Source organism: Streptomyces sp. (assembly GCF_031178505.1).
In the GTDB taxonomy this organism is placed as follows: Bacteria; Actinomycetota; Actinomycetes; order Streptomycetales; family Streptomycetaceae; genus Streptomyces; species Streptomyces gulbargensis.
Map to the genome: position 1 here is coordinate 1 of NZ_JAPSIW010000307.1, position 7,617 is coordinate 7,617.

A 7,617-nucleotide genomic window follows, 5' to 3' on the forward strand; every position below is an offset into this window, starting at 1 on the left:
GTACGGCTGGGCACGGCGCTGCCCGGCTGGACCGGTCTCGCGCTCGGCAAGCGGCTGCGGCGCTCCTTCCGCTGCCCGGTGATCGTGGAGAACGACGCCAACGCCGCGGCGGTCGCCGAGCACTGGAAGGGCGCGGCGACCGACTCCGACGACATCGTCTTCGTCCTGGCCGGGCTCAGCCCGGGGGCGGGCTCGCTGATCGGCGGCCGGCTGCACCGGGGGTACGGCGGCGCGGCGGGCGAGATCGGCGCGCTGCACCTGCTGGGACGCGAGGTCACGCCGGAGCACCTGCTGTCGACCACGGACGAGCCGCTGCACCCGCTGGACGAGCAGGCGGTCGCCGAGGTGTTCGCGCTGGCCCGGCAGGGTGACGTACGGGCGCGGGCGGCGGTGGAGCGGTTCATCCAGCGGCTCGTGCACGACGTGGCGGCGCTCGTCCTGGCGCTCGACCCCGAGCTGGTGGTGGTGGGCGGCTGGGCCGCCGGTCTGGACGGGGTGCTCCAGCCGCTGCGGGAGCAGCTGGAGCGGTTCTGTCTGCGTCCGCCCCGGGTGGCGCTCTCCCTGCTCGGGGAGGCGGCGGTGGCCACGGGCGCCCTGCGGCTGGCTCTGGATCACGTCGAGGAGCAGCTGTTCGCCGTCGAGGGAACGGTGACGGCCCGCCGCTGACCGCCCGGGAGGGGCGGCCGACGGCGGGCCGGACCGGGTCCCGGAGGACCGGTGGCTCGGGCGTCGCGGTCTCAGGAGGCCATGACCAGGTCGACGGAGTCGCCGAAGGTGAGGCGGCAGGTGTCGGCGCGGTAGGTGGCCACGGAGATCGCGGCCGTGCGTCCCCCGGAGAGGTAGCGGGTCGTCACGACGAGCACGGGCGCGCCCGGCAGCCGGTCGAGTTCCTTCGCGTCGTCCGCGCGGGCCGAGCCGAGCTCCACGGAGCGGTCCTGCCCGTCCAGGGACAGACGGTGGAGCTCGCGCAGGACCGAACGGGCGCGGGCCGGGCCCGGGGCGTCGATGGCGGTGAGCCGGGGGACGGAGCCCTCGGGCACGTACAGCAGTTCGGCCGCGACCGGCTGGCCGTGGGAGACGCGCAGGCGGCGGACGATGTGCACCCGCTCCTCCGCCTCGGTCTCCAGCGTCCGCGCGACGGCGGCCGGCGGCACGTCGACGGAGGAGTCGAGCGACTGCCAGCCGTCGTCACCGGCGCCCGGCCAGGAGTGCTGGGTGGTGGAGACGTCCACGCCGACGCGCGGCGGGGCGACCGTGGTGCCGACGCCCCGGCGGCGCTGGAGGCGGCCCTCCAGCTCCAGCTGTTCGAGGGCCTGGCGGAGCGTGGCCCGGGCGACGCCGAAGCGCGCCGCCAGCTCCCGTTCGTTGGGCAGGATCTCCCCGACCGCGAACTCGGAGTCGAGCGCTTCCCCGATCACCGTCTTCAGGTGCTGGTACTTGGGCTCCGGCACCGGTTCCAGCTGAGTGGTCCCCACCCTGATCCTCCGCAATCGCCGTGTCCCGCGGCGTCTTTTCCGCGCCCTTGTTTATTAAAGGTTCCTGCACTAACTCTGCGACCATAGGACGAGCCACACCCTTGGTCAAGACCAATCCTCGGCCCGAGGTGCCCAAATGTGACCCTCTGACCTGGATCGTTCACAGGACGTTCGCGCCCCGGCAGGACGCGCGCAGCGGACCGCCCCGTCTCCGGGCGCGGAGACGGGGCGGGGCCGAACGGCCGGCCGGAGGGGTCAGAGGCCGGCGAGGCCGCCCAGCTTGTCGGGGTTGCGGAGCAGGTAGACGCGGTGGACGCGTCCGTCGAGCACCTCCAGCTGCATCACGGAATCGGGCCGTCCGTCCACCAGGGTGACGACGGCCGGGGCGCCGTTGATCTCGGCGAAGCGGTGGACGTGCGTGGTCCGCACCGGCGGGGCCACGGCGGCGAGGAAGCGGCCGACCTTGTCGGCGCTCTCGATGATCCGCAGCGGCGCCTTGGCCTTGCCGCCGCTGTCGCCGACCAGCCGGGCGTCCGGGGCGAGCAGCGCGAGCAGCTCGCCCAGGTCGCCGCCGGACGCGGCCGCGAGGAACCGTTCGGTGAGCTCCCTGCGCTCCGCCGGGTCGACGTCGTACCGCGGCCTGCCCTCCTCGACGTGGCGCCGGGCACGGCCGGCGAGCTGCCGGACGGCCGGTTCGCCGCGGTCCAGGACGGCGGCGATCTCCGCGTACGGGAAGCCGAAGGCCTCGCGCAGCACGAAGACGGCGCGCTCCAGCGGCGAGAGGGACTCCAGGACGACGAGGACGGCGAGCGAGACGGAGTCCACGAGGAGGGCGCGCTCTGCGGTGTCGGGCGCGGCCGGGCCGAAGTCGGTGAGGACCGGCTCCGGGAGCCAGGGGCCGACGTAGGACTCGCGGCGGGCCTGCGCCTGGCGGAGGCGGTCGAGGGCGAGCCGGGTCGTGACGCGTACGAGGAAGGCGCGGGGCTCGCGGACGTCTGAGCGGTCACCGGAGGTCCAGCGCAGCCACGCCTCCTGCACGACGTCCTCGGCGTCGGCGGCGCGGCCGAGCATCCGGTAGGCGACGCCGAGCAGCATGGCGCGGTGCTCCTCGAACAGGGCGGTCGGCGCGTCGGCGCCGTCACCGCCCGCGCCCGGCGGGATCCGGGGGGCCGCGCCGGGCCCGGCTTCGGTGGCCGTGCCCGGGGCGGTCCGGGGCCTCGTTTCGGTGGCCGCATCGGGCCCCGCTCCCCGGGCGGTCCCGGGCTCCGCATCCGTGGCCGTGTCAGGCCCGGCTCCCCCGGCGGTCCTGGGCCGCGCTTCCGTGGCCGTATCGGGCCCCGATTCGGTGGCCGTGCCCGAGGCGGTCCCGGGCTTCGTTTCCGTGGCCGTGTCAGGCCCCGTTCCGGTGGCGGTCTCGGTATGGGTGGGGATGTCGGTGGGCACCCGGCCATCCCAGCCGACGGGAGTCCCGCTGTCCAGTTCCGGCGGGGCTCGAACGGCCCCGCCGGCGGGGCCTGGAGCTCGGGCGGGGGGAGACGGGCGTGTCGGGCGACCGCCCTCCGCCCCGCCGGTTCCCGGAAGGGGCGGTACGCCTCCGCCGTCCTCTGCCTGCCGGAGCGCGGTGCGCCGGCGGCGGAACCCGGATCCGGGCCGCCGCGGCCGCCGTTCAGCCGAGGTGGCCGTGGCCGGGACGCCCGCCCCGTGTGGCGCCACCGGCTTTCACCAGACGCTGGTCGCGGGCCGGACCGTGCTCGTCCGGGGCGGCGTCCCGGCCGTCCCGGTCGCCGTCGCCCGGGGCACCCGGGACCGGCACCTGCCGTGACGTCAGGGTGTGGGAGCCCCGCCGGCGCTCGGCCGGCTGCCCGGCCTCGGGGACGTGCGGGGGAACGACGGCCCCGCTCCCGTCGCCCGCGACGTCCTGGGCGGCGGGCGTGGAGCCGGTGGCGCGCCGGCGGGTGAACAGGCCCGTGCCGAGGGCCGCCCCGGCCCCCACGAGGAGGGCGCCGGCCGCCTGCGGCAGGCCGAAGGCGGCCGTGCCGACGAGGGCGGCGCTCAGCGCGGCGGCCACCGGGATCGCCCCGGTGTAGAGCGTGGCCCGCTCCACCCCGATCCGCTGCACGCCCATGTAGAAGAGGACGAATCCGACGACCGTGGCCAGGGCCGCCTGCCAGACCAGCGCGCCCGCCTCCACGGCCGTCGGCATGCGCAGGACGTCCGTCCCGTCCACGGCGAGCCCCAGGAGCGCCGACTCGGCCGCCCCGATCCCGCAGACCACGGCCGTCAGGAGCTTGGGCCCGAGGACCCGGAGCACGGGTACGGCGAGCACGGTGAAGCCGACCTCGCCGGCGAGGGCCGCCACCGAGTAGCCGATCCCCGCCAGGTCCGTACGCCCCCAGCCCTGCACGGCGAGGGCCCCGGCGGCGACGAGCAGGGCCCCGTACAGGACGGCGCGCGCGGGCCTGCGGCCCTCGGCGAGGGGCACGAGGACCGCGACGACGACGGGGGCGCAGCCGACGAGGACGCCGGGGACGGCCGGTTCGGCGGTCCGCTCGGCGGCCAGGACCGCGAGGTTGAAGCCGACCATGCCCACGGCCGCGAGCGCGGCGAGCCGCACCCAGTGACGGGTGGTCAGCAGCCGCAGCGGGGCGAGGCCGCGACGGCCGCCGAGCAGGGGCAGCAGGAGGAGGCAGGCGGCCGCGTAGCGCAGCGCCTGTCCGCCCGCGTACGGGTAGTCGCCGAGCAGGCTGTTGGCGGTGAAGGAGGCGCCGACGAGGGCGTAGGCGAGGGTGACGAGCAGCACCCCGCGCAGGGAGTTGGCGTTCATGGTCCCGACCGTAGGAACGCGCGCGGCCCGGTTTAAGGTCCACTTCCATGACGTCATCGGGGACCACATGGAGTGGACGGGCGGGGCGGGACGAGGCGGAGGCGGGACCGGGGGGAGGTACGGGCCCCGGTGAGGGGCCGCGGACCGGAGGGGTCACGGGGGCGGGACCCGGGACGGGGGCCGGTGGGCAGCCGGCGTGGGAGCTGCTGCTGCCGGCGGCCGGGGCGCCGGCGCGGCGGCGTGGGCGGGCGCTCCAGGAGGCGCTGCGCGAGGCGGTGCGCTCGGGCCGGCTCGCCGCCGGGACCCGGCTGCCGTCGTCCCGTGAGCTCGCGGCCGACCTCGGGGTGTCGCGGGGCCTGGTCACCGAGGCGTACGAGCAGCTGACCGCCGAGGGTTATCTCCGCAGTGACCGCGGGTCGGGGACATGGGTGGGCGGCGCCGCCCGGGCGGCCGTCAGGGGCGCCCGTGACCTGGCTCCGCGCGCCCCCGGCGTACGGGTCGACTTCCGGGCCGGGACTCCGGACCTCTCGCTCTTCCCGAGGTCCGCGTGGGCGGCGGCGCAGCGGACCGTGCTCGCGCGGACCCCGCACAGCACGCTCGGCTACCCGGACCCGCGCGGGCTGCCCGAACTGCGGGAGGCGCTGGCGGCGTTGCTGACACGGCGGCGGGGGGTGGTGGCCGATCCCGAGCGGCTGGTGGTCTGTTCGGGGGTAGCCCAGGCCTCGACGCTCATGGGGTTCGTGCTGCGGGGGCGGGGGGTGCGGACGGTGGGGATCGAGGACCCGGGAAGCCCGGAGCACGGGCGGCTGTTCGCGTCGACCGGCCTCGGGACGGTGTGGCTGCCGCTGGACGGGGAGGGGCTGCGGCCCGGCCCGCTCGCCGCCTCCGGGGTGGGGGCGGTGGTCGTGACGCCCTCGCACCAGTTCCCGTCCGGCATCGCCTGGTCCGCGGGCCGCCGGGCCGCGCTTCTCGACTGGGCGCGGAAGGCCGACGGCTACGTGCTGGAGGACGACTACGACGGTGACTTCCGCTACGACCGGGCTCCGGTGGGTGCCCTTCAGGGGCTCGATCCCGAGCGGGTGGCGTACGCGGGCTCGGTCAGCAAGTCCCTCGCTCCGGGGCTGCGGCTCGGCTGGATGCTGGTGCCGGAGGCCCTCGTGGACGAGGTCGCGGAGCGCAAGCGGACGATGGACCTCGGCAACCCGGTGCTCGACCAGGCGGTGCTGGCGGAGTTCGTACGGAGCGGCGCCTACGACCGGCATCTGCGCCGCTGCCAGCGCGCCTACCGGGAACGGCGCGACGCGCTGCTCGCCGCGCTCGCGGAGTTCCTGCCGGGGACCGCGGTGTCCGGGATCGCCGCCGGTCTGCACGTCATCGCGCGCGTACCGGCGCGTTTCGGCCCGCCGGACGTGTTCCTGGAGCGGGCTGCGGAGGCGGGGGTGGCCCTGCGCACCCTGGAGGAGTACGGCACGGGGCGTCCCGGGGACGGGGACGTACGGCTGGTGATCGGCTACGCGCACCTGGCTCCGCCGGTCCTCGCGGAGGGAATCCGGCGGGTGGCGGAGGCGGCGGGGGGCGGCGGCACGCGCGCGTGAAGGGCGGTGAGGGCCGGGACGGGGCACACGCGCGTGGGCGCGGCGGGACGGCACGCACCGGTGAGGAGGGCCCGTCGAAGAGGCCCGGGCAGGCCGTTGCGATTGTCCGGGTGGCCTGCGGTGCGCCGCCCGGGCGGGTGATCTGTTCACGCGCGGTTCGCGCGGGCGCCGCTCCCGGCCGTTAGGCATGGGGCGGCGCGATCACCCGCGCCACCGCCGTCACCCCTTGGAGGTCCCATGTCCGAGTCCGTTCCCGTCCCCTCCCCCGCGCGGCGCCAGGTGCTGCGCGGCTCGCTGGCCGCCTCCGCCGGTCTCGCCCTGGGCGGGACGGGCCTCGCGGCGGCCCCGGCCTTCGCGCTGTCGGGGCGGCCCCGGGCCGGCTGGGGCGTGCAGACGGGTGAGGTCACGGCCCACTCCGGACTGGTGTGGGTGCGCGCGGACCGGCCCGCCCGGATGGTCGTGGAGACCTCCGCGACCGACTCGTTCCGCCTCGTTCGACGGCACCACGGGCCGCTGCTGGGCGCCGGCACCGACTTCACCGGGACCACGGCCCTGCACGGGCTGCCCGCCGGGGAGCAGATCCACTACCGGGTCGTCCTGGCGGACCCGGACGACCCGCGGCGCACCGGCGAACCGGTGACCGGGACCTTCCGTACGGCTCCGGAGCGGCGCCGGGACGGGGTCCGGTTCCTGTGGTCGGGGGACATCGCGGGGCAGGGCTGGGGCATCAACCCGGAGACGGGCGGCTATCGCGCGTACGAGGAGATGCGCCGCCTCGACCCCGACTTCTTCCTGTGCAGCGGGGACACGATCTACGCCGACGGGCCGCTCCAGGAGCGGGTGACGCTGCCGGACGGGCGGATCTGGCGCAACGTCATGACGGCGGAGAAGGCGAAGGTCGCCGAGACCCTCGACGAGTACCGGGGCAACTTCCGCTACAACCTCCTCGACCACCACGTCCGGGCCTTCAACGCGCAGGTGCCGTCGGTGGTGCAGTGGGACGACCACGAGGTGCGCAACAACTGGTACCCGGGGCAGATCCTGGACGACGCGCGGTACGGGGAGAAGGACGTGGACGTGCTCGCCGCCCGCGCCGCGCGCGCCTTCGGGGAGTACTTCCCCGGCACGCTGCGGGCGCGCGGCGGTGAGCGCCGGATGTACCGGGTGGTGCGGTACGGGCCGCTGCTCGACGTGTTCGTGCTGGACATGCGCTCGTACCGGAACGCCAACTCCCCCGGCCGGCAGGCGGACGACACCACCGGCATCCTCGGCGCGGAGCAGCTGGCGTGGCTGAAGCGGGAGCTGTCCCGGTCCCGCGCGGTCTGGAAGGTGCTCGCGGCGGACATGCCGCTGGGGCTGGTCGTGCCGGACGGCGCGGCGAACTTCGAGGCGGTGGCCCAGGGCGATCCGGGGGCGCCGCTGGGCCGGGAGCTGCAGATCGCGGAGCTGCTGCGGTTCGTCAAGCACCGGCGGATCACCGGCACGCTGTGGCTGACGGCGGACGTGCACCACACCTCGGCGCAGCACTACGCGCCGGAGCGGGCGGCGTTCCAGGACTTCGCGCCCTTCTGGGAGTTCGTGTCGGGGCCGCTGGCGGCGGGCGGCTTCCCCGCGAGCCGGCTGGACAACACCTTCGGTCCTGAGCGGGTGTTCGTGCGGGCGCCGGAGCGGGCGAACGTCTCGCCCATGGAGAGCCCGCAGTACTTCGGCGAGGTCGACATCG

6 protein-coding genes are annotated in these 7,617 nt (G+C 76.2%); 3 read left to right on the forward strand and 3 right to left on the reverse strand.

The annotated features are described in order from the left end of the window. On the forward strand, window positions 1–666 hold a 666-nt coding region (locus RIF68_RS20045), incomplete at its 5' end, for an ROK family protein (RefSeq protein ID WP_309052663.1). 71 nt (window positions 667–737) lie between these two features. On the opposite strand, the gene RIF68_RS20050 is transcribed toward RIF68_RS20045, so the two are convergent. From RIF68_RS20050 to RIF68_RS20060, 3 genes are all read right to left on the reverse strand, one after another. After that, window positions 738–1,475: a GntR family transcriptional regulator gene (locus tag RIF68_RS20050; RefSeq protein ID WP_309052664.1), complete on the reverse strand. Its 738-nt coding sequence runs from the start codon at window positions 1,473–1,475 to the stop codon at window positions 738–740. Between the two features lie 255 nt (window positions 1,476–1,730). Beyond that, window positions 1,731–2,570, reverse strand: coding sequence for an RNA polymerase sigma factor SigJ (gene sigJ / locus RIF68_RS20055; protein WP_375165719.1), 840 nt, complete (start codon window positions 2,568–2,570; stop codon window positions 1,731–1,733). A gap of 571 nt (window positions 2,571–3,141) precedes the next feature. Continuing rightward, the gene (locus RIF68_RS20060; protein ID WP_309052665.1) at window positions 3,142–4,299 is read right to left on the reverse strand and encodes a DMT family transporter; all 1,158 of its coding nucleotides are present in this window, start codon (window positions 4,297–4,299) and stop codon (window positions 3,142–3,144) included. 47 nt (window positions 4,300–4,346) lie between these two features. On the opposite strand from RIF68_RS20060, the gene RIF68_RS20065 reads away from it, so the two are divergent. After that, window positions 4,347–5,894 (forward strand): PLP-dependent aminotransferase family protein, encoded by a 1,548-nt coding sequence (locus tag RIF68_RS20065; RefSeq protein ID WP_309052666.1) that lies wholly within the window; start codon window positions 4,347–4,349, stop codon window positions 5,892–5,894. Between the two features lie 237 nt (window positions 5,895–6,131). Continuing rightward, window positions 6,132–7,617: alkaline phosphatase D family protein (locus tag RIF68_RS20070; RefSeq protein WP_309052667.1), on the forward strand; the 1,486-nt coding region annotated here is incomplete at its 3' end.

Bases quoted from the DNA above. Each gene is read 5' to 3' on its own strand.
- sigJ (WP_375165719.1), bottom strand. From the start codon at position 2,570: ATGCTGCTCGGCGTCGCCTACCGGATGCTCGGCCGCGCCGCCGACGCC.
- RIF68_RS20065 (WP_309052666.1), top strand. From the start codon at position 4,347: ATGACGTCATCGGGGACCACATGGAGTGGACGGGCGGGGCGGGACGAG.
- RIF68_RS20060 (WP_309052665.1), bottom strand. From the start codon at position 4,299: ATGAACGCCAACTCCCTGCGCGGGGTGCTGCTCGTCACCCTCGCCTAC.